General features: G+C 64.4%; 27 protein-coding genes. 10 read left to right on the top strand and 17 right to left on the bottom strand.

Annotated elements, in window-relative coordinates; all coding sequences use genetic code 11:
• Nucleotides 1–12: 12 nt before the first annotated feature.
• Nucleotides 13–1,176: an alanine racemase gene (gene alr / locus H4I97_RS10715; RefSeq protein ID WP_182304612.1), complete on the bottom strand. Its 1,164-nt coding sequence runs from the start codon at nucleotides 1,174–1,176 to the stop codon at nucleotides 13–15.
• A gap of 116 nt (nucleotides 1,177–1,292) precedes the next feature.
• Between alr and H4I97_RS10710 the strand changes: the two genes are divergently transcribed.
• The 3 genes from H4I97_RS10710 (at nucleotide 1,293) to H4I97_RS10700 (ending at nucleotide 3,229) form a co-directional block, all read left to right on the top strand.
• Entirely contained in the window at nucleotides 1,293–2,150 is an 858-nt protein-coding gene (locus H4I97_RS10710) for an AraC family transcriptional regulator (protein WP_182304611.1), read from the top strand.
• Between the two features lie 72 nt (nucleotides 2,151–2,222).
• Nucleotides 2,223–2,930: an AzlC family ABC transporter permease gene (locus tag H4I97_RS10705; RefSeq protein WP_182304610.1), complete on the top strand. Its 708-nt coding sequence runs from the start codon at nucleotides 2,223–2,225 to the stop codon at nucleotides 2,928–2,930.
• Nucleotides 2,927–3,229, top strand: coding sequence for an AzlD family protein (locus H4I97_RS10700; protein WP_182304609.1), 303 nt, complete (start codon nucleotides 2,927–2,929; stop codon nucleotides 3,227–3,229). The genes H4I97_RS10705 and H4I97_RS10700 overlap by 4 nt, the downstream gene beginning before the upstream one ends.
• Before the next feature lie 16 nt (nucleotides 3,230–3,245).
• On the opposite strand, the gene H4I97_RS10695 is transcribed toward H4I97_RS10700, so the two are convergent.
• The 7 genes from H4I97_RS10695 to H4I97_RS10665 all read right to left on the bottom strand — a co-directional run bounded on the left by H4I97_RS10695 (nucleotide 3,246) and on the right by H4I97_RS10665 (nucleotide 9,898).
• The gene (locus tag H4I97_RS10695) at nucleotides 3,246–4,742 is read right to left on the bottom strand and encodes a replicative DNA helicase (RefSeq protein ID WP_182304608.1); all 1,497 of its coding nucleotides are present in this window, start codon (nucleotides 4,740–4,742) and stop codon (nucleotides 3,246–3,248) included.
• 348 nt (nucleotides 4,743–5,090) lie between these two features.
• Entirely contained in the window at nucleotides 5,091–5,666 is a 576-nt protein-coding gene (gene rplI / locus H4I97_RS10690) for a 50S ribosomal protein L9 (protein WP_182304607.1), read from the bottom strand.
• 24 nt (nucleotides 5,667–5,690) lie between these two features.
• Nucleotides 5,691–6,668 (bottom strand): DUF2232 domain-containing protein, encoded by a 978-nt coding sequence (locus H4I97_RS10685; protein ID WP_182304606.1) that lies wholly within the window; start codon nucleotides 6,666–6,668, stop codon nucleotides 5,691–5,693.
• 149 nt (nucleotides 6,669–6,817) lie between these two features.
• Nucleotides 6,818–7,066 carry a 30S ribosomal protein S18 gene (gene rpsR, locus H4I97_RS10680; RefSeq protein WP_112686882.1) on the bottom strand — a complete coding sequence of 83 codons (249 nt, stop codon included), beginning with the start codon at nucleotides 7,064–7,066 and terminating at the stop codon, nucleotides 6,818–6,820.
• 24 nt (nucleotides 7,067–7,090) lie between these two features.
• Nucleotides 7,091–7,546 carry a 30S ribosomal protein S6 gene (gene rpsF, locus H4I97_RS10675; RefSeq protein WP_182304605.1) on the bottom strand — a complete coding sequence of 152 codons (456 nt, stop codon included), beginning with the start codon at nucleotides 7,544–7,546 and terminating at the stop codon, nucleotides 7,091–7,093.
• Between the two features lie 277 nt (nucleotides 7,547–7,823).
• On the bottom strand, nucleotides 7,824–8,816 hold the full coding sequence (locus H4I97_RS10670) for a calcium/sodium antiporter (protein ID WP_244658622.1): 993 nt from the start codon (nucleotides 8,814–8,816) through the stop codon (nucleotides 7,824–7,826).
• 38 nt (nucleotides 8,817–8,854) lie between these two features.
• Complete coding sequence (locus H4I97_RS10665; RefSeq protein WP_182304604.1) at nucleotides 8,855–9,898, bottom strand: aldo/keto reductase; 1,044 nt, start codon at nucleotides 9,896–9,898, stop codon at nucleotides 8,855–8,857.
• Nucleotides 9,899–10,146: 248 nt separating this feature from the next.
• Between H4I97_RS10665 and fabD the strand changes: the two genes are divergently transcribed.
• The 7 genes from fabD to gmk all read left to right on the top strand — a co-directional run bounded on the left by fabD (nucleotide 10,147) and on the right by gmk (nucleotide 16,672).
• Nucleotides 10,147–11,091 carry an ACP S-malonyltransferase gene (gene fabD, locus H4I97_RS10660; RefSeq protein ID WP_182304603.1) on the top strand — a complete coding sequence of 315 codons (945 nt, stop codon included), beginning with the start codon at nucleotides 10,147–10,149 and terminating at the stop codon, nucleotides 11,089–11,091.
• 31 nt (nucleotides 11,092–11,122) lie between these two features.
• Nucleotides 11,123–11,860 (top strand): 3-oxoacyl-[acyl-carrier-protein] reductase, encoded by a 738-nt coding sequence (gene fabG / locus H4I97_RS10655; RefSeq protein ID WP_182304602.1) that lies wholly within the window; start codon nucleotides 11,123–11,125, stop codon nucleotides 11,858–11,860.
• 272 nt (nucleotides 11,861–12,132) lie between these two features.
• Entirely contained in the window at nucleotides 12,133–12,369 is a 237-nt protein-coding gene (locus H4I97_RS10650; RefSeq protein ID WP_027507378.1) for an acyl carrier protein, read from the top strand.
• Nucleotides 12,370–12,475: 106 nt separating this feature from the next.
• A complete protein-coding gene (gene fabF, locus H4I97_RS10645; protein ID WP_182304601.1) occupies nucleotides 12,476–13,732 on the top strand; it encodes a beta-ketoacyl-ACP synthase II in 1,257 nt (418 codons plus the stop codon).
• 123 nt (nucleotides 13,733–13,855) lie between these two features.
• On the top strand, nucleotides 13,856–15,031 hold the full coding sequence (gene mltG, locus H4I97_RS10640; RefSeq protein ID WP_244658773.1) for an endolytic transglycosylase MltG: 1,176 nt from the start codon (nucleotides 13,856–13,858) through the stop codon (nucleotides 15,029–15,031).
• Between the two features lie 90 nt (nucleotides 15,032–15,121).
• Nucleotides 15,122–16,012 (top strand): YicC/YloC family endoribonuclease, encoded by an 891-nt coding sequence (locus H4I97_RS10635; RefSeq protein ID WP_182304599.1) that lies wholly within the window; start codon nucleotides 15,122–15,124, stop codon nucleotides 16,010–16,012.
• Between the two features lie 3 nt (nucleotides 16,013–16,015).
• Nucleotides 16,016–16,672 (top strand): guanylate kinase, encoded by a 657-nt coding sequence (gene gmk, locus H4I97_RS10630; protein WP_182304598.1) that lies wholly within the window; start codon nucleotides 16,016–16,018, stop codon nucleotides 16,670–16,672.
• Between the two features lie 28 nt (nucleotides 16,673–16,700).
• On the opposite strand, the gene H4I97_RS10625 is transcribed toward gmk, so the two are convergent.
• From H4I97_RS10625 to H4I97_RS10585, 9 genes are all read right to left on the bottom strand, one after another.
• Complete coding sequence (locus tag H4I97_RS10625; RefSeq protein ID WP_182304597.1) at nucleotides 16,701–17,558, bottom strand: sigma-70 family RNA polymerase sigma factor; 858 nt, start codon at nucleotides 17,556–17,558, stop codon at nucleotides 16,701–16,703.
• Nucleotides 17,558–18,031: a carboxymuconolactone decarboxylase family protein gene (locus H4I97_RS10620; RefSeq protein WP_182304596.1), complete on the bottom strand. Its 474-nt coding sequence runs from the start codon at nucleotides 18,029–18,031 to the stop codon at nucleotides 17,558–17,560. The genes H4I97_RS10625 and H4I97_RS10620 overlap by 1 nt, the downstream gene beginning before the upstream one ends.
• Before the next feature lie 101 nt (nucleotides 18,032–18,132).
• Complete coding sequence (gene rsmA, locus H4I97_RS10615) at nucleotides 18,133–18,960, bottom strand: 16S rRNA (adenine(1518)-N(6)/adenine(1519)-N(6))-dimethyltransferase RsmA (RefSeq protein WP_182304595.1); 828 nt, start codon at nucleotides 18,958–18,960, stop codon at nucleotides 18,133–18,135.
• Nucleotides 18,960–19,985, bottom strand: a complete 1,026-nt coding sequence (pdxA, locus tag H4I97_RS10610; RefSeq protein WP_182304594.1) for a 4-hydroxythreonine-4-phosphate dehydrogenase PdxA — start codon at nucleotides 19,983–19,985, stop codon at nucleotides 18,960–18,962. The genes rsmA and pdxA overlap by 1 nt, the downstream gene beginning before the upstream one ends.
• 18 nt (nucleotides 19,986–20,003) lie before the next feature.
• A complete protein-coding gene (locus tag H4I97_RS10605; RefSeq protein ID WP_182304593.1) occupies nucleotides 20,004–20,948 on the bottom strand; it encodes a SurA N-terminal domain-containing protein in 945 nt (314 codons plus the stop codon).
• Between the two features lie 199 nt (nucleotides 20,949–21,147).
• A complete protein-coding gene (locus H4I97_RS10600; RefSeq protein WP_244658621.1) occupies nucleotides 21,148–23,493 on the bottom strand; it encodes an LPS-assembly protein LptD in 2,346 nt (781 codons plus the stop codon).
• Complete coding sequence (gene lptG, locus H4I97_RS10595; RefSeq protein WP_182304591.1) at nucleotides 23,493–24,578, bottom strand: LPS export ABC transporter permease LptG; 1,086 nt, start codon at nucleotides 24,576–24,578, stop codon at nucleotides 23,493–23,495. Before lptG ends, H4I97_RS10600 begins: the two co-directional genes overlap by 1 nt.
• Nucleotides 24,575–24,736, bottom strand: coding sequence for a hypothetical protein (locus tag H4I97_RS10590; RefSeq protein ID WP_182304590.1), 162 nt, complete (start codon nucleotides 24,734–24,736; stop codon nucleotides 24,575–24,577). Before H4I97_RS10590 ends, lptG begins: the two co-directional genes overlap by 4 nt.
• A complete protein-coding gene (locus H4I97_RS10585) occupies nucleotides 24,700–25,752 on the bottom strand; it encodes an LptF/LptG family permease (RefSeq protein WP_182304589.1) in 1,053 nt (350 codons plus the stop codon). Before H4I97_RS10585 ends, H4I97_RS10590 begins: the two co-directional genes overlap by 37 nt.
• Nucleotides 25,753–25,765 lie beyond the last annotated feature (13 nt).

Here is a 25,765-nt window from a genome sequence, read left to right as displayed (position 1 = left end):
CCTTGCGGCGTCTCATTCGGCGTCCAGATAGTGTCGCTCGTAGCGCAGGCCGAGGCCGACCAGCATTTCGTAGCCGATCGTGCCGCCGGCGCGGGCGACCTCGTCGACCGGCATGTTCGGGCCGAAAAGCTCGACATAGTCGCCGGCCCTGACGGCGCCCGCCGGCAGGTCGGTGACGTCGAAGATCGTCAGATCCATGGTGACGCGACCGGCGACCGGCACGCGTCTGCCGGCAATGAAGCCGAAGGCGCCGGGGATGCCGGTGTCACGCAGCGGCACGCCGGTGCCCGAGAGGCTGCGCAGATAACCGTCGGCATAGCCGACAGAGGCGATCGCGAGCCGGCTGTCGTGGGCAAGCGTCAGGGTGCCGCCATAGCTCACCGTCTCGCCCGCCGCCGCCTCGCGGACCTGGAGGATGCGGGCTTCGGCCTTAGCGACCGGGCGCATCGGGTTTTTGACACTGTTGACGGCCTCGCCACCGTAGAGTGCGATGCCCGGACGGGTGAGGTCGAAGTGGTAATCGGACCCGAGGAAGATTCCAGCAGAAGCTGAAAGACTTGATTCGATCCCTTCGAAAGCGGCGCTAACCTCGCGGAAAGACTCCAGTTGCCGGCGGTTCATCGGTGACGACGGATCGTCCGCACAGGCGAGATGGCTGAGCACGAGCACCGGCGAAAAGCTCGCCGGGCGCGATACGTCGCCGGCCAGTTCGAAGGCTTCCTTCATGCTGAGGCCGAGCCGGTTGAAGCCGGTATCGACATGCAGCGCGCAGGGGTGGTCGCCGCGTTCGGAGACTGCCGCCATCCACAACGCGAGCTGTTCCTCGGAGGCGATCACCGGCACGAGATCGTTCTCGAAGAAGGTCTGTTCGGCACCGGGCCAGAGGCCGGAGAGCACGAAGATGCGCGCATCCGGCGCATAGGCGCGAAGTGTCGCCCCTTCCGACGGGACGGCGACGAAGAAGTCGCGCGCGCCGGCCTCGTAGAGCGTGATGCCGGCATCCTCGATGCCCATGCCGTAGGCGTCCGCCTTCACGACCGCGGCGGTACGCGCACTGCCGGAGCGCCGCGCCATGTCGCGCCAGTTGTCGGCGAGCGCGCCGAGATCCACGGTGAGCCGCAGCGGCGCGTTGAGAAAGTCTTCGGGAAGCTCCGGGATTTCGGTAAGAGCGGTCATCTGGCACTATGCATCGTAGGGGGAGAAGCGGAAAGGGTCGGCAAGGCGACCCGGCACAGGCCGACCCTATCACTTTTGTTCAAGACTGGAATGGTCGCGTGCGGTAATATTTCGCGATGCACAACGTTTCGCAGACAGAAGCGGCGAGCGGCATGCCGCTGACGATGGCCGAACGCACCAATTTCTGGCGCGACGGTCGCTTTGCGGGCATGGAGTGCCTGAGCGCCACCTTCCGCACCCATGAATACGCCCCGCACGCCCACGACACCTTCTCGATCGGCGCTATCGAGAGCGGCAGCCAGATCGCCCGCATCCGCGGCAGCCGCGAGGAGACCGGCCCCGGCCATCTCTACCTCATCAACCCGGAGGTCGTGCATGACGGCGCGCCGGGCGCCGAAGGCTATCGCTACCGCATGATCTATCCGGGTGAGACGCTCTACCGCGATGTCCTCGAAGATGTGACCGGCAAGGCGTGTCACGGGACGCCCGCTTTCGCCCGCGGCACGCCGCTCGACCCGGAACTGGCGCAGGCCTTTCACCGGGCGCACCTTGCGCTGGAAAACAATGTCGGCGCGCTCGAGGCTGAGGAGAGCATGTTTTCGGTGCTTGCGGCGATCTTCGTCCGTCACGGCAGCCGGCGCATCTCGCCCGTCGATACGCGCGAGCGCACCGCCGTCTGGCGAGTGCGCGACTATCTGACGGAGAATTTCGCGAAAGACGTCGGCCTCGATGAACTCGCGGCAACCGCCAGCCTGTCGCGCGCGCACCTGATCCGCGCCTTCCGCAAGGAATTCCATATCACCCCGCATGCTTTCCTGACCGATGTAAGGGTGCGGCAGGCACGCACCCTCTTGCGGCTCGGGCGGCCGATCGCCGATGTCGCGCTCGATTGCGGCTTTGCCGACCAGGCGCATTTCAGCCGGCATTTCAAGTCGCGCACCGGTGTGACACCCGGACAGTTCCGCAAGGGCTGATCACTTTCCTTCAAGACCCGTTCGTCCCCTTTGCCTATGAGCAGGGTCTCATCGACAAACAGGATGCCTGACATGCCGGACCATCGTGGCGGCCGCGCCGCCGAAGTCTTCTCTGCCATGCGCCGCATGGCGCCGCTGATCACAGCGGTGATCCCGATCGGCCTCGTCTTCGGGGCGGCAGCGGCGGGCAACGGCCTTTCGCCGTTGGAGGCGACACTGATGAGCGCGCTGGTCTTCGCCGGCGGCTCGCAATTCGTCGCCATGGACATCTGGACGCATCCGGCGAGCTGGGCGGCACTCGGCATCTCCGCCTTCCTGGTCAACATCCGCCACGTGCTGATGAGCGCGTCGCTGGCGCCGAAGCTCGGGCATTTTCCCGGCTGGCGGAAGTATCTCTCGGTGCTCTTCCTGACCGACGAGGGCTGGGCGGTCGCCGAAACCCACGCGGCGAGCGCGAGGCTCACGCCGCTCTGGTACGCCGGCGCAGTCATTCCCTTCTACCTCGCCTGGGTGGCGTCGGGTCTTGCCGGTTCGCTCGCCGGTGCCTTCCTCGGCGACCCGGCCGTCACCGGCCTCGATTTCGTCTTCTGCGCCGTCTTTATCGTGCTGGTGATGAATTTCTGGAAGGGGGCGCGTACCGGACTTGTGCTCATAGCAAGCGGGCTGTCGGCGGTGCTGGTGCACGCGGCCGTACTGGGTGTCTGGTATATCCTCGCCGGCGCACTGGCCGGCGTCGCCGCGGCCGTCCTCATGCCCGAACACGAGGAGGTCACGGCATGACGCTCGATCCGCAGACCTTTCTCGCGATCCTCGCAATGGCGGTCGCAACCGCCGCCACCCGTGTCGGCGGGCTGGTCCTCTTCTCTTTCCTGACGCTCGACCGGCGTCAGAAGCGGGCGATGGAGGCGATCCCGCCGGCGGTACTGATGGCGGTCGTCGCACCCACCGCACTCGCCACCGGACCGGCGGAGACGATCGCCGCAGCCGTCACCGCCCTTGCGGCGCTCCGCCTGCCGCTGCTCGCCGCAACCGCCCTCGGCGTCGCCGCCGTCGCGGTGTTGCGGGCAGTGGGGCTCTGAGAGCGGGTTCCCCCGCTCAGTGCTCCTCGTATTGCGTGAAGCTCGGGTCCGCGAGGTCGGCGAAGCGGGTGTATTCGGCCTGGAAGGCGAGCTTGACGGTGCCGGTCGGTCCGTGGCGCTGCTTGGCGATGATGACGTCGGCCGTGCCCTTGACCTTGTCCATCTGCGATTCCCATTCCGTATATTTCGGGTCGGCGGGATCGCGCGGCTCCATGTTCTTCACGTAGTATTCCTCGCGGAATACGAAGAGCACGACGTCCGCGTCCTGTTCGATCGAGCCCGATTCACGCAGGTCGGAGAGCTGCGGGCGCTTGTCGTCGCGGCTTTCGACCTGACGGGAGAGCTGCGAGAGCGCGACGATCGGCACGTTGAGTTCCTTGCCGAGCGCCTTGAGGCCGGTGGTGATCTCGGTGATTTCCTGCACGCGGTTCTCGCCGGCCTTCTTGGAGCCGGTCATCAGCTGTACGTAGTCGACCACCAGGCAATCGAGGCCACGCTGGCGCTTCAGGCGACGGGCGCGCGCGGCGAGCTGGGCGATCGAGATGCCGCCGGTCTGGTCGATATAAAGCGGCACCTTCTGCATGGTCTGCGAGAAGCCGACGAGTTTTTCGAAGTCGTGCTCGGTGATGTCGCCGCGGCGGATCTTCGACGAGGAGACCTCGGTCTGCTCGGACATGATACGGGTGGCGAGCTGTTCGGACGACATTTCGAGCGAATAGAAGCCGACGACGCCGCCGTTCCGGGCCTTGAAGGAACCGTCGGGCATGACCTCCGGCTCGTAGGATGCCGCAATGTTCCACGCGATGTTCGTCGCAAGCGAGGTCTTGCCCATGCCCGGACGGCCGGCGAGGATGATCAAGTCGGAGCGCTGCAGGCCGCCCATCTTCGAATCGAGCGAATGGATGCCAGTGGAAATGCCGGAGAGATTGCCGTCGCGTTCGAAGGCGGCCCCCGCCATGTCGACGGCGAGTGCCACCGCATCGCTGAAGGCCTGGAAGCCACCGTCGTAGCGACCGTTCTCGGCGAGTTCAAACAGGCGGCGTTCGGTATCCTCGATCTGCGCTTGCGGCGGCATGTCGAGCGGCGCGTCATAGGCGATGTTGACGACGTCCTCGCCGATCTGGATCAGCGCGCGGCGCAGTGCCAGATCGTAGATCGCGCGGCCGTAGTCCTCGGCGTTGATGATCGTCACCGCCTCGGAGGCGAGGCGGGCGAGATACTGCGCCACCGTCAGGTCGCCGACCTTCTCCTCGGCCGGCAGGAAGGTCTTGATGGTGACCGGGTTCGCCGTCTTGCCCATGCGGATGATCTCCGAGGCAACCTCGAAGATCTTGCGGTGCAGCGGCTCGTAGAGATGGACGGGCTTCAGGAAGTCAGAGACGCGGTAATAGGCGTCGTTGTTGACCAGGATCGCCCCGAGAAGCGCCTGTTCGGCCTCGATGTTGTTCGGCGCTTCGCGATAGAGCGGCTCGGCCTGCTGGGGGGGCGTGATCTTGCGCACAGCGTCGTTCATTGCGGGCTACCGTTTCCCTCGTTCGTGCTCGTCGACAGCCAACCGGTTTGGCGGTCGACGACAGGATAGTCAACAGCAATCGGGCGATTCCACGCTCGCTCGCGCGGCGGACGGCGTATGCCGGCAGTTGTCCCTTTTATCCACAGGCCGAAAGAATTCCGCGCAGTCCGGCGGGATTCTTCTTGCCGCGTCTGCAGGCGTGGGCGAATCGCCCGGCAGGACCAATTCTACACCGTGCGGAGTGTGCCGGCGGCGAATTTTTCGGCCCCTGCGGGCGTCGGCTTTTTCGCAAAAGAAGACGCCCGGGCCACAGGGGCCCGGGCGTCCAAATCCGGCTTGCGTCGGATATTATTCCTGTTCGCCTTCGAGCTCGGCGTCCGGGTTGAAGAAGTCTTCCGGACGCAGGGCGTCTTCGTCGACGCCGTAGATCGCGTCGGCGGAGGTCAGGCTTTCGCCCTTGGCCTGGCGTTCGGCTTCTTCGGCCGAGCGGGCGACGTTGAGCTCGACCGCCAGTTCGACTTCGGCGTGCAGGTGCAGGGTGACCTGGTGAAGGCCGATCGACTTGATCGGCTGGTTGAGCTCGACCTGGTTGCGCGAAACGTTGAAGCCTTCGGCGGCCAGGATGTCGACGACGTCACGAGCGGCGACGGAGCCGTAGAGCTGACCGGTTTCGCCGGCCGAACGGACGACGACGAAGGACTTGCCGGAGAGGGCGTCGGCGACCTTCTGGGCTTCCGACTTGCGCTCGAGGTTGCGGGCTTCCAGCGTGGCGCGTTCGGCTTCGAAGCGGGACTTGTTGGCGGCGTTGGCGCGCAGCGCCTTGCCCTGCGGCAGGAGGTAGTTACGGGCAAAGCCGTCGCGAACCTTCACGGTTTCGCCCATCTGGCCGAGCTTGGCGATGCGTTCGAGAAGAATGACTTCCATTTTCGTTTCCTTTCAGTCTCAAGTTCAGGTGTCGGTGTTGTCGGGTTTGTCGGCGGATCGCGCCGGCGTCAGCGCCACGGTCCGCCGGGTATCCGACAGGCCGAGGACGAGAATGAAGAAGGCGGGCAGCAGAAGCAGCGCCGAGATGTAGGCGAGCACCAGCGCCGGCACGCGCCAGTCCTTGCCGCGGGTGCGCAGGTGCAGGGAGGCGAAGCCGGCGAGGAGGAAGCCGGCACCGAAGGCGCCGCAAACGGTGGCGCCGACCAGCGCCGGAACGCCGCCGTAGAACGTCGCGAGAATGCCGGCGAGAAAGACGAAGAGCGCGTTGCGGTTCATCCTGAGGGCCGAGGGGATGTCCTCGCGCGGGCGCAGGCCGTGGCCGGAAGCGGCGACGACCCGCACGGCGACATAATAGGCGGAGAAGAGCATCAGTACCCAGGTGCCGCCCTGCACGACCGGCAGCATGGTCAGCATCATGCGCTTCAGCTGCGCGACGCTTGCGGCATCCGGCGCCAGTGCGGGGTTCTCTCCGCCCTGGACCGACTGCAGCAGCGCATCGACCATCTGGCCGACCAGATCCGGGCCGTAGCCGATCATGATTCCCAGCGCGACGACGGCGAGCGCGACCAGCGAGCAGAGATGCAGCAGGATGTCGGAGAGCGGATACCACGCCATCAGGTTCTGCGGCCCGCCGAGCTCGGAAGCCGGGCGCGCGAGGTTCGCAAGATGGCTGAGCCAGCCCGCCGGCAGCAGGGTGAAGATCGCCATTGCGAAGGCGAAGAGCGGCGAGACGGCGACCGCGCCGATGACCGCAGCGGTGATGACCGCGGTGATCGCAGCGATGTTGCCCCAGCCGAGGCCGACGATGAGAACGGGAAGGGCAGACGCCGCGTAGAGGAGAGAGGCAAACGACGGCTGCGCGTTCGCGCCCAGCACCAGCAGGACGGCGGTAATGCCGGCGAGAACGCCGGTCAGCAGCAATGTCGCATTCACCTGTTTCACGTCGCTGTCCTGCTTTTCGAAGCAGTTAGGGGAAGATCCGGATTCGATCTGTGAACGTCCGGTCCCCAACATGGGTTTTCAAGGGTGCCGATCCGCGCCCATCGCGGAAGGGCGGTTCCGCCGGCCGAAGCCGGCGGAACAATGTCGGATTACGCTACGACGTAGGGCAGCAGGCCGAGGAAGCGGGCGCGCTTGATGGCCTTGGCCAGTTCGCGCTGCTTCTTCTGGGAAACCGCCGTGATACGGGACGGAACGATCTTGCCGCGCTCGGAAATGTAGCGCTGCAGGAGACGAACGTCCTTGTAGTCGATCTTCGGTGCGTTCGCGCCCGAGAAGGGGCAGGTCTTGCGACGGCGGTGGAACGGGCGGCGTGCCGGAGCAGAGGATGCATCAGCCATTGTGTTTTCTCCTTGTGCTCGAAATTACGCGCGGTCTTCGCGCGGACGGCGTTCGAAGCCACCTTCACGGGGGCCACGGTCCGGACGCGGGCCACGGTCGCCGAAGTCGCGGCGCGGGCCACGGTCGTCGCCGTCACGGCGCGGACGGTCGTCGCGGTCACGCTTCTGCATCATCGCGGACGGGCCTTCTTCGTGGGCTTCGACGGCGATGGTCATGTAACGAAGAACGTCTTCGTTGATGCGCATCTGGCGTTCCATTTCATGGATGGCGGCCGCCGGAGCGTCGATGTCCATGAGGGCGTAGTGCGCCTTGCGGTTCTTCTTGATGCGGTAGGTGAGGGACTTCAGGCCCCAGTTCTCGATGCGCCCGACCTTGCCGCCGTTAGCTTCGATGACGCCCTTGTACTGTTCGACGAGGGCATCAACCTGCTGAGCGGACATATCCTGCCGGGCAAGGAATACATGTTCGTAAAGAGCCATTGTAGACTTGCCTTTCTTGCGGTTGTCGTCACCCGGATCCGGCGCTAAGCCTCAACGACTGCTCTTGGAACTGGAAAGACCAGGCAAGAAAAGCGTTTGATCGAGACGGTCGAGAGCGGAGACACGGGAGGCCGGCAACCCTTCGGTGCCTGCGATCCTCTTTCGAGGACCTGCCCTCCGTTCAGCCACCAGCCGAAGGACCGGGTGTTTTGAACAGCGCGCTTATACGCATTTTTCGAGGAAAGGCAAGGCTGAAAAGCCGGAAACGCACCATCGTTCAGGTGACGAACGCCAGATAGCCGCCGTAGAGCGCGAGCAGCAGCACCCCGAACAGGCGGCCGACCGGCCGGTCGAGAAGGATCGCCGCGGTGAAGACGGTCGCTGAGGCCAGCATCACCGGGACGTCGAACCCCGGGAAGCGCGGGGCGACCGGCACCGGCAGGACAAGCGCCGTCACGCCGAGGATGAAGAGAATGTTGAATATGTTCGAGCCGACGACGTTACCCACGGTTACGTCAGACTGGCGGCGGGAAGCTGCGACGACGGCGGTCGCGAGTTCCGGCAGGCTGGTGCCGACCGCGACGACCGTCAGGCCGATCACCGCTTCGGAGACGCCGAAGTCGGTGGCGAGTTTCGTTGCGCCGCGGACGAGCAGTTCGGCGCCGGCAAACAGTGCCAGGAGGCTTGCGGCGATGAGGATGGCGATCCGTGACCAGGGCAGTTCCTCGCCCTCGATCGTCTCGACGATCCGCGTCGACGGATCGCGCCTCGCCTTGCGATAACCCTGGTGCAGATAGAGGGCGAGAAGCGTCACCATGACGAGGCCGGCGAAGCGTCCGACCTCAGTGAACTGTACGAGCAGGAGCATCAGCATGGTCGCGGCGAGCATCACCAGCGCGTCACGCCGGACGGCACCGTCCCACTCCTTCATCGGCGAGATGACGGAGCCGATCCCGATGATGAGGAGCGTGTTGGCGATGTTCGAACCGACGACGTTGCCGAGCACGAGGCCCGGCGAGGCCGCGAAGGCGGCCCGCAGCGACACCAGGAGTTCCGGCAGCGAGGTTCCGAAGCCGATCACGACCAGCGAGACCAGAAGCGTCGGGATATCCAGCCGTCGGGACAGGGAGACGGTGCCGCGCAGCAGCCATTCCGCGCCGAAATAGAGAAAGACCAAGCCGCTCGCTACGAGGAGGTAATCCATATCGTTCCGCTTCGCCGTCCAGACCGCTCCATTGGAGCAGCCCGGACGATCATGCGCAACCTGCAATGGCGTCTTCTGCCTGCTTCGCGATGCCGCGGGCGACCTCACATCGGCATGGGATAGAAGCGATGGACCTTGGCGATCTCGGCGAGGACCTCGTCGGAGAGCACGAGATCGGCGGCCGAGATGTCGGTCTTCAGCTGTTCCATGCCGGTCGCGCCGATGATCACCGAGGCCATGAACGGCCGCGTGAGGCAGAAGGCGAGTGCCATCGCCGACGGATCGAGGCCATGCTTGCGGGCGATCTCGACATAGGCGCGCGTCGCCGGCTCCTGGCGTGGTTGCAGGCGTCCGCCGATGTCGCCGTTGATCGAGCCGCGGGAGCCTGCAGGCTTCTGTCCGTCGAGATACTTGCCCGAAAGAATGCCGCCAGCCAGCGGAGAATAGGCGAGCAGGCCGACATCCTCATGATGTGAGACCTCCGCGAGATCGAGATCGAAGCTGCGGTAGAGGAGATTGTACTCGTTCTGGAGCGTCGCCACTCGTGCGAGCCCCTTCTTCTCGGCAAGCGAGAGATATTTGAGCGTGCCCCAGGCCGTTTCGTTGGAGAGGCCGATCGCACGGATCTTGCCGGCCTTCACGCAGTCGTCGAGCGCGGAGAGCTTCTCCTCGATGTCGGCGACAGCCTTCTCGCGATCCTGCTTGAACGGATTGTAGGTCCATGCCTGGCGGAAGTGGTAATGACCGCGGTTCGGCCAGTGAATCTGGTAGAGATCGATATAGTCGGTCTTGAGCCGCCTGAGGCTCGCGTCGACCGCCTCGCGGATCGCCGCCCCGGTGATCGGCTCGCCGCCGCGGATATAAGGTCGGCCGGCGCCGGCGACCTTGGTCGCGAGCACGACATCCTTGCGCTTGCCGGTTTTCTCGAACCAGTTGCCGATGATCGTCTCGGTGTCGCCATAGGTCTCGGCGGAGAGTGGGGTGGTCGGGTAGAGTTCGGCGGTGTCGAAGAAATTGATGCCGTGATCGAGCGCATAGTCCATCTGCTCGAAGGCTTCAGCCTCAGTGTTCTGCGAACCCCAGGTCATCGTCCCCAGGCAGCTTTCGGAGACGGTGATGCCGGTTCGGCCGAGTTTGTTGTACTTCATGAAAGCGGTTTCCGTTGCTGGAAAGAATATCGGAGGGCGGGAGTTGCGCTGCGAATCTAGGTCGATTTCGCAGCACTGCAAGCGCGTTCTTTCCACGCCTGTGCCAATGCGCAGATGCTCCTCTCCCGGCTCTGGACAACGTGCCGAGAGCGGGGCATAGCGGCCCGCCTGCACTTGACTCCCTTTGAAAACCCGTCAAAGGGAGAGAAAAAAGTCAGGGAAGAACATATCCCGAGAAGGATTGGACCATGAGTGTGGCATTTACGTTCCCCGGCCAGGGCAGCCAGGCCGTCGGCATGGGCAAGGAGCTTGCGGAGACCTATCCCGAGGCCCGTGCGGTCTTCGAGGAAGTCGACGAGGCGCTCGGCGAGAAGCTCTCCTCCGTCATGTTCGAAGGGCCGGAAGAAACCCTGACGCTGACCGCCAACGCCCAGCCGGCGCTGATGGCCGTATCGATGGCAGTGATCCGCGTGATGCAGGCCCGCGGCCTCGATCTCAAGTCCAAGGTCGCCTTCGTCGCCGGCCATTCGCTCGGCGAATATTCCGCGCTCTGCGCCGCCGGCACCTTCTCGCTCGCCGATACCGCGCGGCTCCTGCGCATCCGCGGCAACGCCATGCAGGCCGCCGTTCCGGTCGGCGAAGGCGCCATGGCCGCGATCATCGGGCTCGAGCACGGTGACGTGCAGTCTATTTGCGTCGAGGCCTCCGCCGTCGGACCCTGCCAGATCGCCAACGACAACGGCGGCGGCCAGCTGGTGATTTCCGGCGGCAAGGCCGCAGTCGAAAAGGCGGCTACCCTTGCGACCGACAAGGGCGCAAAGCGCGCCATCATGCTGCCCGTCTCCGCACCTTTCCATTCCGCCCTGATGGGGCCGGCCGCCGAGGCCATGCGCGAGGCGCTCGCCAAGGTTGGGAAGAAGGACCCGGTCGTACCGCTGATCGCCAACGTCCGCGCCGCGCCGGTCACGTCAGCCGACGAGATCGCCGCGCTGCTCGTCGAACAGGTCACCGGCCAGGTTCGCTGGCGCGAGACGGTTGAATGGTTCGCCGCAAACGGCGTCACCACGCTTTATGAACTCGGCTCGGGCAAGGTCCTGACGGGTCTCGCCCGCCGCATCGACAAGTCCGTGAACGGCATTGCCGTCAACACGCCGGCCGATATCGACGCCGCGCTCGCAGCACTTCTCGGCTGATCTTCCGTTTCGAAAAACAAGGATTGCGATCATGTTTGATTTGACCGGCCGCAAGGCCCTCGTCACCGGCGCAACCGGCGGCCTCGGCGAGGAAATCGCCCGCCTGCTGCATGCGCGTGGCGCCATCGTCGGCCTGCATGGAACGCGCGTCGAGAAGCTCGAGGCGCTCGCCGCCGATCTCGGCGACCGGGTGAAGATCTTCCCGGCGAACCTGTCGAGCCGCGACGAAGTGAAGGCGCTCGGTGAGAAGGCGGAAGCCGAACTCGAAGGCGTCGACATCCTCGTCAACAACGCCGGCATCACCAAGGACGGTCTCTTCGTGCGCATGAGCGACGAGGACTGGGACAGTGTCCTCGAGGTCAACCTGACGGCGGTCTTCCGGCTGACCCGCGAACTCACCCATCCGATGATGCGCCGCCGCTTCGGTCGCATCATCAACATCACCTCGATCGTCGGCGTCACCGGCAATCCGGGCCAGACGAACTATTGCGCCTCGAAGGCGGGCATGATCGGCTTCTCGAAGTCGCTCGCCCAGGAAATCGCGACGCGCAACGTCACCGTCAACTGCGTCGCGCCGGGCTTCATCGAAAGCGCCATGACCGGCAAGCTCAACGAGAAGCAGAAGGAAGCGATCATGGGGGCGATCCCGATGAAGCGCATGGGCACCGGCAGCGACATCGCCGCCGCCGTCCTCTATCTCGCCTCCAACGAGGCGGGCTATGTCACCGGCCAGACGCTTCACGTCAACGGCGGCATGGCGATGATCTGACGCTCGCGCGCATTGCGCGCGGGATTTGCATGTTGAGCAGCCTCTCGCCGGTGATTTTCAGGCTTTGCGAAGGGCTTAAAGCATGTTAAGCGGGCCAAGACTGTGTACAGTCGTCCCGAAATGACAGGCGGCAGTTGTGCCTAGGCTGCTGTTCGTTGTGGATTGGGCTGAACGAGTTTGCCGGTGAGGTTGCAAAAGCATCGATCGCCGGTTTGATACAGGGTAGGGGACCGTCGCGGCGCCCCGAGATAAAGAAGGTCGAGGAAACCGACATGAGCGATATCGCAGAACGCGTGAAGAAAATTGTAATTGACCATCTTGGCGTTGATGCCGAGAAAGTCGTCGAAGGCGCGAGCTTCATCGACGACCTGGGCGCCGACTCGCTCGACACGGTCGAATTGGTCATGGCTTTCGAAGAAGAGTTCGGCGTTGAAATCCCGGACGACGCGGCCGATTCCATCCTGACCGTCGGCGACGCGGTAAAGTTCATCGAGAAGGCTCAGGCCTGATCGTTGACATGCTAGGCAGGCGGATCGCCCTAGATCCGGCCTGCGGAGGCCCGCTCCTGGCGGGCCTTGCTGTTTTCAGACCGAAAGAACAGGTGGGCTGCGGACTATGAGACGGGTCGTTATCACCGGTACCGGCATGGTATCGCCTCTGGGATGTGGAACCGAGGTGACGTGGTCGAAACTCCTGGCCGGGCAGAGCGGCGCACGCCGCGTGACCGAATTCGAGGTCGATGACCTGCCTGCGCAGGTTGCCTGCCGCATTCCGACCGAGGGCGAGGGTGCGTTCAGTCCCGACGACTGGATGGAGCCCAAGGAACAGCGCAAGGTCGATAATTTCATCATTTACGCGATCGCGGCCGCCGACATGGCGCTCGAGGATGCCGGCTGGCATCCCAGGAGCGACGAGGACCAGATCGCGAGCGGCGTGCTGATCGGCTCCGGCATCGGCGGGATCGAAGGCATCGTCGAGGCGGGATTCATCCTGCGCGACAAGGGTCCGCGCCGCCTTTCGCCGTTCTTCATTCCCGGCCGTCTCATCAATCTGGCGTCCGGCCAGGTTTCGATCCGTCACAAGCTGCGCGGCCCGAACCATTCGGTCGTCACCGCCTGCTCGACCGGCGCCCATGCCATCGGCGACGCAGCGCGCCTGATCGCGCTCGGCGATGCCGACGTAATGGTCGCCGGCGGCACCGAATCGCCGATCAGCCGCATCTCGCTTGCCGGCTTTGCCGCCTGCCGTGCGCTGTCGACCGCCCGCAACGACGATCCGACCCGCGCCTCGCGTCCCTACGACAAGGACCGTGACGGCTTCGTCATGGGCGAGGGAGCCGGCATCGTCGTGCTGGAAGAGCTGGAGCACGCAAAGGCCCGTGGTGCCAAGATCTATGCCGAGATCGTCGGCTACGGCCTTTCCGGCGACGCCTACCACATCACTGCCCCATCGGAAGACGGTGAAGGCGCGCAGCGCTGCATGGCGATGGCGCTGAAGCGCGCCGGCCTGACGCCTGCCGATGTCGACTACATCAATGCCCACGGCACCTCGACCATGGCCGACGTCATCGAGCTCGGCGCGGTCGAGCGGCTCGTCGGCGATTCCGCCTCGAAGATCTCGATGTCGTCGACCAAGTCGGCGATCGGCCATCTTCTCGGCGCCGCCGGCGCCGTCGAGGCGATCTTCTCTGCGCTCGCGATCCGTGACAATATCGCGCCGCCGACGCTCAACCTCGACAATCCCGAAGTGGAAACGGCGATCGACCTCGTGCCGCACAAGGCGCGCGAACGTCAGATCGATGTCGCGCTTTCCAATTCGTTCGGATTCGGAGGCACCAATGCCTCGCTGGTCCTGCGTCGCTACCAGGGATAACCTGCCGGCAGGCCGGGCGCGCCGGAACGACGCTTTCGGGACGGATGCCGCATACCGGTTTTCGCCGCAATGTCCGGCGAAAGAGCGGCTGGACCGAAATGAAGAGGAGTGCCGGTGAGCGAGATCGATCACAACAACGGGAATGAGCCCGGCCGTACCGCGGAACCCGCGTCCAAGGGCCCGATCATTCCGAAATCGCCGACCGAAGCGCTGAAGCCGGAACGGGTTCCGGCGCCTCCCAAACGCTCGCGCAAGGCGCGCAGCCAGTTGGTGATCTTCCTCAATTTCCTGATGACGCTGACGGTCACGGTTTTCGTGATCGCCGTCGCCGGCTTCTATTACGTGATGTCGGCGTACCAGGAGCGGGGGCCGCTGCAGGCGAACGTCAATTTCGTCGTTCGCAACGGCGCGGGCCTTGCCGAGATCGCCAACAATCTCGAGCGGACCGGCGTCGTCACCGATTCCCGCATCTTCCGTTATGTGACGGCCACCTACCTCGGCGACAACGAGACGCTGAAGGCGGGCGAATACGAGATCAAGGCGGGGGCCTCGATGAAGGAGATCATGGATCTCCTGAAATCCGGCAAGTCGATCCTCTATGCGATCTCTTTCCCGGAAGGGCTGTCGGTCAAGCAGATGTTCAAGCGGCTTGCCGAAGATCCGGTACTCGAGGGCGAGCTGCCGGCGGAGTTGCCGGCCGAAGGGGCGCTCCGGCCCGACACCTACAAGTTTTCCCGCGGCACCAAGCGCGACGAGATCATCAGCCAGATGATCGCGGCACAGGAGAAGATCGTCGACCAGGTCTGGGAGAAGCGTGATCCCGACCTGCCGCTGAAGAGCAAGCTCGAACTCGTGACGCTCGCCTCGATCGTGGAAAAGGAAACGGGCAAGCCGGACGAACGCGCCCACGTGGCCTCCGTCTTCTACAATCGCCTACAGAAGGGAATGCGTCTCCAGTCGGACCCGACGATCGTCTACGGCCTCTTCGGCGGCGACGGAAAGCCGGCCGACCGTCCGATCTACCAGTCGGACCTGAAGAAGGAAACGCCCTACAACACCTACGTGGTCAAGGGCCTGCCGCCGGGGCCGATCGCCAATCCGGGCCGGGAAGCGCTCGAAGCGGTCGCCAATCCCTGGCGCACCAAGGACCTCTACTTCGTGGCCGACGGCACCGGTGGACACGTCTTCGCGGCGACGCTCGAAGAGCACAACGCCAACGTCAAGAAGTGGCGCAAGCTCGAAGCCGAGCGTGGCGTCGAGCCCGAAGCGGTGATGGACGCTCCGCCGCCGAACAACTAGCAGCCCGATATCGGCTCCGCATTCCCGGGCTCCGGCCCGCACGGCGAACGCCGGATGAACCCTGTCCTTCAGAGCCTACGGAGTAGAGCGATGGCACTGCAATCCATGACCGGCTTTGCTCGAAGCGAAGGCACCAGCGGGCGCTACCGCTGGGCTTGGGAATTGCGCTCGGTCAACGGCAAGGGGCTTGATATAAGATTGCGCCTGCCGGGCGGCATGGAGGCCCTCGAAGTCGAGGTGCGCCACCGTCTTTCCGAGGCGCTGTCTCGCGGCAATCTGCAGGTGACCCTTTCCGTCACCATCAGCGAGAACCGTGTCGAGGCAGTCGTCAATGAGGAGGCGCTTGCAGCCGTCCTCAAACTGCGCGATGCGCTCGGTTCCTCGGTCGTCGATCCTTCGCCGATGCGCCTCGATGCGCTTCTCGGTATCCGCGGGCTCGTCGAGTTCCGCGAAGCAGTCGACAGCGAAGAGATCATCGCCGCGCGTGACGCCGCCATCCTCGAAGGCCTTTCCAAGGCAGTCGCCGCCCTCGGCGACATGCGCCGGCGGGAGGGCGAGGCGCTCGGCCGTCTCCTTGCTGGACACGTCGACAGGATCGAGGAGCTCGCCCGTCGCGTCGAGGCCGATCCGTCACGCTCGCCGGAAGAGATCGCCCGCAAGCTGGAAGCGCAGCTTCAGGCCTTGCTGGAAAGCGCACCCTCGCTTGACCGCGACCGGTTGCACGCCGAGGCCGCGCTGATTGCCACCAAGGCAGATCTCCGCGAAGAGATCGACCGGCTGAAGGCGCATGTCGGCGCCGCCCGGGAGTTGCTTGCCGAAGGCGGCCCGATCGGGCGTAAGCTTGATTTCCTGGCGCAGGAATTTAACCGCGAATCGAATACCATCTGTTCCAAGTCCAATGCCGTTGCGGTGACCTCCGCCGGCATCGAACTGAAGGTCGTCATCGACCAGTTCCGGGAACAGGTCCAGAATTTGGAGTAGACAATGGGTAAGCCGAAGGGGGGCGTGGTGGAGATCGCCAGGCGCGGATTGATGCTGGTGATCTCGTCGCCGTCGGGCGCGGGAAAGTCGTCGATCGCGCGCACGCTGCTCAGCCAGCCGGACATGCAGATCAGCGTGTCGGTGAGCGTCACCACGCGCGAGCGTCGCCACAGCGAGGTGGAGGGTGTCCACTACCGCTTCGTCTCACAACGCGAGTTCGAGGCATTGCGCGCCTCCGACTCCCTGCTCGAATGGGCCGAGGTCCACGGCAATTTCTACGGCACGCCGCGTGATCCGGTGGAAATCGCCATGGCCGAGGGCCGCGACATGCTCTTCGACATCGACTGGCAGGGCGCCCAGCAGCTGCAGGAAAAGATGCCGGCCGACGTGGTGTCGATCTTCATCCTGCCGCCGACCATGGCCGAACTGCAGTCGCGCCTGCATCGCCGCGCGGAAGACACGGAAGAGGTGATCCAGACGCGGCTTGCCAATTCGCGCTCCGAAATCGAGCACTGGCGGGAATACGACTACGTGATCGTGAACGACGATCTCAACACCGCGATCGACTCGGTCAAATCGATCATCAAGGCAGAGCGGCTGCGGCGCGACCGGCGCCACGGCCTGTTCGACTTCGTCAACGGGCTCATCACCGAGACATAACAGCCGGAGGCATTGCCTCCGGCTGACCCTAATTCAGGTGCCGCAATTTGTCGGGATTGCGGACGACGTAGATCGCCGCGATCTTCCCGTCCACGATATCGAGCGCCGTCGTCTGGAGTTCGCCGTCGGCCTCCAGCGAGACGAACCCCGGCAGTCCGTTGATGAAGCCGGCGTGGACGAGTTGCGAGCCGTTCTTCCGGAAGAGCTCGGCCAGATGATCATGCAGCATCATGACAGCCTCGAAGCCGAAGATGGGTGCGCCGGCCGCTGCGCGTTTTCCGCCGCCGTCGGCATGGACGCTGACGTCGGCCGCGAGCATCGCCCCGAGCGCTGACATGTCGCCGCTGCGCGAGGCCGCGAAGAAGGCCTCGGCGAGTTCGACGCCGCGTTCCTTGTCGATCTGGAAGCGTGACCGTGCCTCGCGCACATGGCCCCGCGCACGGGTGGCGAGCTGCCGGCAGGCGGGCGGGTCCCGTTCGATCGTGGTGGCGACCTCCTCGAAGGGCAGGCCGAACACGTCGTGCAGCAGGAAGGCCGCACGTTCGAGCGGCGAGAGACGCTCCAGCGCCAGCATCAGCGGCAGCGTGACGTCTTCTTCCTCCTCGTCCTCGACGACCGGATCTGGAAGCCAGGGGCCGACATAGGTCTCGCGCTGGCGCCTTGCCGATTTCAGCTGATCGAGACAAAGCCGCGTCACCGTGCGCCGGAGGAAGGCCTCCGGCTCGCGCACCGCATGGCGGTCGGCCCCCATCCAGCGGATGAAGGCCTCCTGTACCACGTCCTCGGCGTCGGCCACCGAACCGAGCATCCGGTAGGCGACGCGGATGAGTTTCGGACGCAGCGGGTCGAAGCTCGCCGCCGCGTCCTCCTGGGACTGGGGTGCCATCAGGCCGCCACCTCCGTCTGGGCTGCTTTCGCCGCGGCGGGGTCGACCCAGAGGCCGAAGCCGACGGCGAGACGGTTCCAGCCGTTGATGACATTGATCATCAATGTGAGCTTCACCTGTTCGTCCTCCGTGAAATGCGCCTTCAGCGCCTCGTAGGCCCGGTCGTGCGAGTGGCCTTCCGAGAGCCGGGTCAGGGCGTCGGTCCAGCCTAGCGCGGCGCGCTCGCGATCGGAATAGCACGGCGCCTCGTGCCAGGCGGAGAGGAGATAGATGCGTTGCTCGCTCTCGCCCTTCGCTCGGGCCTCGACGGTGTGCATGTTGAGGCAGTTGGCGCAGCCGTTGATCTGCGAGGCGCGGATTTTGACGAGTTCGATAAGGCTGGGCTCGAGGCTGGCGGCGGCATCCATCGACACGCCCATCCACTTCTTCATCAGGGCGGGAGCGGCGGAGAAGATATCAAGTCTTGCACTCATGGTTCGTATCCTTCTGTTGGTTACGACACCATGACGAGTGGACATCGCCCGATGTGACATGCCGGCGATTTTTTTGCACGCCCGGCGTCGGGCGGCGTCCCTCAGAGCGAATTCGCCAGCCGGACGAACTCCTCCACCGACAGCGTCTCGGCCCGTCTCGCCGGGTCGATGTCGGCCTTTACGAGCAAGGCTTCGCCGCCGAGGGATTTGAGGCTCTGGCGCAGCATCTTGCGCCGCTGGCCGAAGGCGGCGTGCGTGACGCGCTCGAGCTTTTCCGCCGAACAGGGCAGGGGATTTGCCTTCGGGATGAGATGGACGACGGTCGAGGTGACCTTCGGCGGCGGCGTGAAGGCCTGCGGCGGTACGTCGAAGGCCATGTGGGCGTCGGTGCGCCAGCCGCAGAGCACGCCGAGGCGGCCGTAGTGATCGTCGTCCTCGTCCGCCACGATGCGCTGGCCGACTTCCTTCTGGAACATCAGCGTCAGGGACTGCCAGAACGGTGGCCAGGTCTTCGGCAGCAGCCAGTTGACCAGCAACTGCGTGCCGACATTGTAGGGCAGGTTGGCGATGATCTTGACCGGACCTTCGGGTACGAGCGCCTCGAAATCGGTCTTCAGCGCATCGCCCTCGATCACCTCCAGCCGACCGGGATAGTGTTCGGCCACCTCGGCGAGCGCCGGCAGGCAGCGGGCGTCGCGTTCGACGGCGATCACCTTCTTGGCGCCGAGCGCGAGGATCGCGCGGGTGAGGCCGCCCGGTCCGGGACCGACCTCGAACACGGTCACGCCTTCGAGCGAGCCTGCGGTGCGGGCGACCTTCTGCGTCAGGTTGAGATCGAGCAGGAAGTTCTGGCCGAGCGCCTTGCGGGCGTCGAGCTCATGGCGACGAATGACGTCGCGCAGCGGCGGAAGACCGTCGAGAGCCGCCATCAGGAGGCGGCGCCCGCGGGGCGGGAGATCTCCGAAGCGAGCTTCAGTGCGGCGACGAGGCTGTCGTGGCGGGCGATGCCGGTGCCGGCGATGCCGAAGGCGGTGCCGTGGTCGGGCGAGGTGCGCACGAAGGGAAGGCCGAGCGTCACGTTGACGGAGTCGTCGAAACCGAGCGCCTTGACCGGGATCAGCGCCTGGTCATGGTACATGCAGATCGCGACGTCGTAGCGACGGCGCGCCTCGTCGTGGAACATGGTATCGGCGGGCAGCGGACCGAAGGCGTCGATTCCTTCCTCCCGCAGCTGCATGATCGCCGGATGGATGATCTCCTCGTCCTCGAGCCCGATCGCCCCGCCTTCGCCCGCGTGGGGATTGAGCCCGGCGACGGCAAGCCGCGGCGAGGAAAGGCCGAAACGCTCCTTGAGGTCCTTGGCCGTGACGCGGCAGGTCTCGAGGATCAGCGACTCGGTCAGCGCAGCCGGAACATCCTTGATCGGGATATGGATGGTGACCGGCACAGCCTTCAGCTTCGACCCGGCAAGCATCATCACCGGACGGCAGGTCTGCCCCGTGGCGCGGCTCGCGAGATGGGCCAGGAATTCGGTATGGCCCGGAAAGCCGAAGCCGGCTTCGTAGAGCACGGCCTTTGCGATCGGGTTGGTGACCATGCCGCGCACCTTGCCGTCGAAGCAGAGTTGGACGGCCGCCTCGATCGCGGCGATCGTCGACTTGGCGGTCGAAACGTGCGGGCTGCCCGCCACCACGTCGACGCCGGTTGGAATCGGCAGCACCGGGAGCGCATCGGAGAAGACGGACACGGCACCGGCGGCATCGGTCTCTTTCAGCGGCACGTCGATGTCGAGCTGCCTCGCACGAACGGCGAGAACGGCCGGATCTCCGATGAAGAGGAACGGTGGCACGTCGTGAACCGTCCGCTCCAGCCAGGCCGAAAGTGCGATATCGGGACCCACACCCGCCGGGTCCCCCTGGCTGAGTGCGAGAGGAAGGCTCTCGGTCTGTGTCATCGTCGGTTGCCCCGGGGATCAGCGATAGACGATCTGCGCCTTGGAGCGCAGGTCATCGAGGTACTTCTTTGCGTTCGGATTGTCCGACGGCTTCTCCTTGCCGAGGTCTTCGGCGCGGAAGACGACTTCCGCCGCGACGTCATCCGACACCTGGCGCTGGTTGCAGATCGCCAGATACTCGACGCCGCGGTCGGTGACGCGCGTTCCGGTCGTCGCACCCTTCGCCTTCTCGATCAGCGGCTTCCAGTCGTCGGGCAGTTCCGGCGCGAGCACGCGGCCGAGGTTGCGGATCGACACGTCGCGATAGTTCTTGGCGAACTCCATCGCCTGATCGCAGCCGGGGAACTTCGAACGCGAGGCTTCGGCTTCCGACTTGCGCTTGCCGACGATGCCCTTCTTGTTCGCAGGGACGACGAAGATCACCTGCTTCAGGAAGTATTCCGTGGTGACCGGCTTTTCCTTGCGCTCCAGGAGACGCGTCGCGACCTCCTGGCTCGAAAGCTTGCCGCGGGAACCGTAGCGGGCGTTGACGAGGCGCGGCCAGCTCATCGAGACGGCGATATATGCCTTGAAGTGGTCGGCCGTGACGCCGGCCTGGCTAAGGATTCCTGTCAGCTGCTGGGCGGAGAGCTTGTTGGAACTCGCGAAACGGGCAAAGGCGGCATCGACCTCTTCGGTGCTGACCGACATGCCGACGCGGGCGATCTCCTGACGCTTCAGGGTCTCGTCGACCATCTCTTCGCGCGCCATCTTCTTCAGGTCGCCCTTACGGTGCTGAAGGCGCAGGAAGGCCATGCGCTTGGCGACGTCGCCCGTGGTGATCGCGGTCTTGTTGACGACCACGGCGACTTCGCTCGCCGCATGGGCTACGGGAAGGCCAGGCAGGGGGCCGGGGGCTGCGGTGAAGGCGAGCGCTGCCGCACAGAGAAGCAGGATACGTGTCTGCTTTTTGCCAAAAGTCATTGGCATTCCTTTCCATCGGGCGCGCTTGTGTTCACGCGACCCGGCATTTCGTTGGCCACCGAAGTATAATGTGCAGCAGGGATTGCACAATCCGTGCGGCGAAACAATGACATTTGCGCCGGGATGTCGCCTGCATTCGTCCGGGATAATCGGAGGGAAGATCGCGATACGCCCATGCCTGACCGTTCCGGCGCCTTGATCAATCGAAGCCGGCGAGGTCGGTCTTGCCGACGCGGACGTCACCGAGCGTGCGGAAGGTCAGTCGTGCGCCGATCGTCCAGTCGCTCGCGGACTCGTCGTTCGGGTCGCGTTTGTCGGAGTAGACCAGCGAGAAGATCGTGCACTCGTCGGCATAGGAGATGCCGATCCCCTTGCGGTTGATCGTGGCGTTGTTGATGTCCCAGGTGAGCGAACCGAAGACCGACCAGTATTCGTCGACCTTGACCGAACTTGCCGCCTGCAGCTCGTCGTTCTTGTCCTTGAAACCGTATTCAGGCTGTGCGGCGATCTGCGTGTAGGTAAGGTTCGCCAGCAGCCGGTCGTTGGTGAAGCCGAGGCTCGCATCGGTGCGGCGCACGTCGAACGTTCGTTCGTCGAAACGCGCATTGGCGCTCAGCGTCAGGCCGTTCGGTATGTCGATGCCCGCCATGCCGACATAGTCGGAGCGGTCGGTTTCCAGACCGGAATCTGCGCCCGCATGGACGAGGTCATCCGTCGCAAACGAGTTCAGGCCGGCGAGTTGGTAAGACTGGCCGAAGATGGCACGCAGGCCTAAACCGTTGTCGAGCGTGCCGGTATAGCGGATGCCGACATTCGCGCGGGTGCCGCCTTCGACGCGGTCGAAACCGGAAAACTTGTCACGTTCGAAGAGGTTGGTAGCGTCGAAGACGAAGCTCTGCGCATCCTCGTTCGGCAGCCGGCCGGCAAGCTGCTCGTCGTTGCGCGCATAGATCTGCGCGATCGGCTCGACGATATGGCTGCTGTTGTCGGTGGTGATCAGGATCGGATAGCGCGCCTCGAGCCCTGCCGTCAGCATATGACGGCTTGCGGTCGCCTGGTCGTAGTAATCGCCGGTATAGCCCGTCGGGCTGTTCATATCGAGCCAGTAGGCATCGCCGCGGGCAGCAAGCAGCGGGGTGAGCTGAAGGCCGCCCGGAACGGAGAATGTCCGCTTCCATTCGGTCTCTGCCGTCATCCGGCTCATCGATCCCTTGAGCCCGCGGAAGCGATCGCTGATGCCGTCTGCATCCGTGTCGACTTCGTCTGTTTTGAAACGCGACAGCCCGGTGAAGTTGAGCGTACCGGACAATTGCCCGCCGGCCACAGGCTCGGGTGCCACATAGCTGTAGTCGAGGGACGGCAGCACGACCGGCTGGCGCTTCTCGGCGTTGCTCTCGGGGTCGGCATCCTGCACGTCGAAATAGTAGCCGTGCAGGTCGAAATAGTTCCGCTCGCCGAGACCCGACAGGTAGACGTCGTTGGCATGCGTGGTGCCGTCGAGTCCGTCGAGATTGTAGGTGCGCGCGAAGTTGTTGTCGCTCTGCAGCATGACGTCCCAGCCGAACGTCCAGCGGGGATTGATCTTGAACTCGCCCTTGGAAGCCACCATCCCGCGCTGGTCCCTGCGCGCGTCGCTGGTGCCGGCGTCGAAATTTTCGCTGTGGAGCTGCTGGATGCCGGCGAAGCGGAGCGTCGCCGTTCCCTTCTCGAAGCGCTGGCGGACTTCCGTCTCCAGAAGCAGGCCCTGGCTGGTGAAGCCGGTGGCGCGGATCGTCGCGTCACGCTGGTTGGAAAGCGCGATGTAGTAAGGAACCGTCAGGCCGAAGCCGAGGTTCTGCGAGGTCTGCATCTCGGGGAACAGAAAGCCCGATTTGCGCTTCACCGTATGATCCGGCACTTCGAGGAAGGGGAGTACCGCGACCGTCCTGCCGAAGAGCTCGAAACGGGCTTTTTCGAGACGGATCGTATGGGTCTCGCCGTTCTGCACGACGCGCTCGGCCTTGACCTGCCAGAGCGGCGGCCGTTCCGGGTGATCGGCGCAGGGAAGGCAGGCCGTATAGACGCCCTTGTTGAGAATGATGTCCCGGCCGCCGACGCGCTGACCACTTTCCGCGGCCAGGCGGGTGTTGTCGGTCGTTTCGATCCGGAGCGCCTTGAGGAAGCCGTCCGCGAAATCGTCGGTGACGTCCATTGTGTCGGCATAGAGCCGGTTGCCGCCCGGCTCGACGAGCTCGATGTTTCCGGTGGCCGTCATGCGACCGCTCTTCTGGTCGTATTCAACCTGCCGGGCCACCATCTGATAGCCGGCATAATTGATTTGTACAGCGCCACGCGCGATGACGCGCTCGGCATCACGGTCATAGACGAGTTCGTTGGCGGCGAGCAGAAGCTTTGCGTCTTCGGGAATACTGGGCTCGAGATTGCGCAGCTGCCCGCTGTCCTGCGCGCGCACAGCGACCGTCGAGGACAGGTAGGAGCACACAGCGGCACTCGTCAGCAGGGCCAGAAACAGCCTTCTGATATTTCCGCGGTCTGTTACCGCCACTAACCATCCTCCTGGTGAAGCAGGATCGTCGCTCCGAGTGCCATCGCCACGACGACCGGTACCCATGCCGCGACGAATGGCGGCACGACACCGCTGCTTCCGAATGCTTTGACAAGCGTGGTTACAACATAAAGCACGAAGCCCGAAAGGATTCCACCCAGAATCACCGACCGGGACTGGTTGAATCTACTGAATTTTAACGAGACGGTGGCGGCGATCAGGGTCATGGCGACGAGCAGGAACGGAAGCGACAGCAGCGAGTGAAACTGCGTTTCAAGCGCTTTGGTGGAGACGCCGAACGATCGCGCAACGGCAATTTTCTGAGAAAGATCATAAAAAGCAACAGTCTCCGGCTGTGCGAGACGCTGTTGGACGAACTCCTGTTTCAGATTGGTACTGACCTTGGCTGTAGCGAGCCTTGTCGGAACTTCGCCCGGCCGCGTCTCGGTGACGTCGGTAAGGAGCCAGTAACCATCTTTCAACTTTGCCGACCGTGCATCCTGCCGAAGGATGATCCGGCCGTCGCTGTCGAAGTGGATGAGCACGGCATCCGTAATCAGGGTGCCGTTCTCCAGAACGGTCCTTCCGCCGATGACCACGTCATCCTTGCCGCTGATCTGGCGCAGCCACGGAACGGCGGTCGTCTCCTTGCGGCGGTTACTCGCCTCACGCCAGGTCGATTCGATGTTGAGTGCCTGGCTTTGTCCCCACGCCGCCAGCGGATTGATGACCAGCGTGGTGACGAGGCCGACCATCAGAGCCCCGACGATGAAGGGCATCATGAACTGCCAGACCGATATGCCGGCGGCGCGTGCGACGACGAGTTCCGACTTGCGATTGAGCGCAATCAGCGTCGTCATGCCGACGAAGAGAGCGACGAACGGGATTGTCTGCTGCAGGATCAGCGGCAGGCGCAGCGCGGTCAGGTAGAGGACGCCGGGCAGCGAATAGCCCGTGAGCCCGGCAAACCGGCCTGTCGTCTCGCTGAAATCGATCAGATAGATGATCGACGTCACGCCGACGAGGAACCAGAGCGTGGTCACGACATAGCGCCGCAAGAAATAGCGGCCGAGGGTGAAGATCATCGCACCTCGCCCTTTCCGTCGGTTTCGTTACCGGCAAAACGCAGGTTGATCGCGCGCAGGGCGCGCGTTGCGCTGTCGGAGAGCGGGCGCGGCAGGCGCCAGGCCTTGCCCCGCCAGAGTTTCAGCGCCGCGATGCCGCTGCTGACAAGCGGCAGCATGTAGATGAGGGGGCATAAGCCTCGTTCTTCTCCGTGAGCTTGACCGTGTAATTGCCGAGCCAGAAGATGACGAGCGCGATCGTCAGCGCCGTCGCCATCGGCGGAATGCGTGCCTCGCGATGGGAACGGGCATTGCCGGAGAGGGCAAGCGCAATCAGCGCGAACACGAAGGGGAAAGCCCAGCTCGTAAGCCGCTTGTGCAGCTCGCTCCTGTACTCGCCGTAGTTCCTCTTGACGTCGGGGTCGGTCATGTCGGGATTGAAGAGATAGGGCAGGTCGCGGTCGAGGGCGTGCAACTGGGCCTGGCCGCGTGTCTGCGTCAGATCCGAAAGGTCGAAAGAGTAGGAATCGAAACGCACGACCGAAACGTTGCCGTCCGGGGCCTTGCGGTGCACTTCGCCGTCGCGCATCACCAGGGCCGTGCCTGTCTCGTCGACCGCGCCCTCGCGCGCATAATAGATGAGATCATAGGCCGGATCGCGCGAATCGGCGACGAGAAGTCCCTTGAGGACGCGGCCGGACAGCCGCTCCGAGATCTGCACGTAGAGGCCGTCCTCGATGCGGCGGAAAGTCTTCTCCTCGATGACCGTCGACAGAAGGTCGGCATAGGCGGCGGCGACCATCTCGCGGGCGGCGACCCGCAGCTTCGGCTCGACGAAGTTCGCCATGAAGAAGGAAAATATCGAAAGCAGGATCGCGAAGACGACGATCGGGCGGTTGATGATGCTGCGCGGTGCGCCGGCCGCATCGATCACCGCCAGTTCGGAATCGTTGTTCATCGCCGAGAGCGTCTGGGTGATGCCGATCACCAGCGCGAAAGGCAGCACCGCCGGAATGATCGTCGGCAGGATCAGGGTGGCGAGCTTCATGAACGAACCGACCGATTGTCCGCTGTCTGTCACCAGATTGATTCGCCCGAGCACCTGCGTGGTCCAGATGATCGCCAGGACCGGCAGCAGGGCGGTGAGCATCATCTGAAAGACGCGCCGCAGGATGTAGTGTTCGAGAAGCTTCATTCCATTTCCCGAG

It is taken from the genome of Ciceribacter thiooxidans, assembly GCF_014126615.1.
Taxonomy (GTDB): Bacteria; Pseudomonadota; Alphaproteobacteria; order Rhizobiales; family Rhizobiaceae; genus Allorhizobium; species Allorhizobium thiooxidans.
Note: the sequence above shows the minus strand (reverse complement) of the source record. Positions and strands in the feature narration are given on the sequence as shown.